We start from the raw sequence: 1190 nt of genomic DNA on the forward strand, positions 1-1190 counted from the left end.
ATGGCAAAGAGCAAGTTTGAACGAACGAAGCCGCATGTTAATATTGGAACGATTGGTCACGTTGATCATGGTAAGACCTCATTAACAGCAGCAATTACGAAATATTTTGGTGAGTTTAAAGCGTATGACCAAATTGATGCCGCCCCTGAGGAGCGTGCACGTGGTATTACGATATCTACAGCGCATGTTGAGTATGAAACAGAGAAACGGCATTATGCGCATGTTGATTGTCCCGGACACGCAGATTATGTTAAAAATATGATCACGGGAGCAGCGCAGATGGATGGAGCAATTTTAGTTGTTTCTGCGGCTGATGGTCCGATGCCTCAGACACGTGAACATATTTTGCTTGCACGTCAGGTTGGTGTTCCAGCGATTGTTGTGTTTCTCAATAAGGTTGATCAGGTTGATGATACTGAGCTTTTGGAACTTGTTGAGCTTGAAGTTCGCGAGCTTTTATCGAAATATGATTTTCCCGGAGATGATATACCGATTGTAAAAGGTTCAGCGCTGGCAGCTCTTGAAGATAAAGATAAAAGCATAGGTGAAGATGCGGTTCGTCTTTTGATGAGCGCAGTTGATGATTATATCCCGACACCTGAACGTCCAGTTGATCAACCTTTTTTGATGCCGATAGAAGATGTTTTTTCTATATCGGGACGAGGGACGGTTGTTACAGGTCGTGTTGAGCGTGGTGTTATTAAAGTTGGAGAGGAAATCGAGATTATTGGCATTCGTCCGACTTCTAAGACGACGGTTACTGGTGTTGAGATGTTCCGGAAGCTTTTGGATCAGGGACAAGCAGGTGATAATATTGGAGCGCTGCTTCGTGGAGTTGATCGTGAAGGGATTGAGCGTGGTCAAGTTTTGGCGAAGCCTGGTTCAGTGACGCCTCATACGCGTTTTAAAGCAGAGGCGTATATTTTAACGAAAGATGAAGGCGGTCGTCATACACCATTTTTCACAAACTATCGTCCTCAATTTTATTTCCGGACGACGGATGTGACCGGGATTGTGACGCTTCCAGAAGGTACCGAGATGGTTATGCCAGGTGATAATGTTGCGATGGATGTTTCTTTGATTGTTCCGATAGCGATGGAAGAGAAGCTTCGTTTTGCTATTCGTGAAGGTGGTCGTACTGTTGGTGCCGGTATCGTTTCTAAGATTATTGAGTAAATAATGGTTGTTGA

General features: G+C 44.3%; 1 protein-coding gene. It reads left to right on the plus strand.

Going from position 1 to position 1190, the window contains the following annotated elements:
* A complete protein-coding gene (gene tuf / locus HNQ69_RS07590) occupies nucleotides 1–1176 on the plus strand; it encodes an elongation factor Tu (RefSeq protein WP_183229411.1) in 1176 nt (391 codons plus the stop codon).
* Nucleotides 1177–1190: the final 14 nt, after the last annotated feature.

This window comes from Bartonella callosciuri (assembly GCF_014203215.1).
Lineage (GTDB): Bacteria > Pseudomonadota > Alphaproteobacteria > Rhizobiales > Rhizobiaceae > Bartonella > Bartonella callosciuri.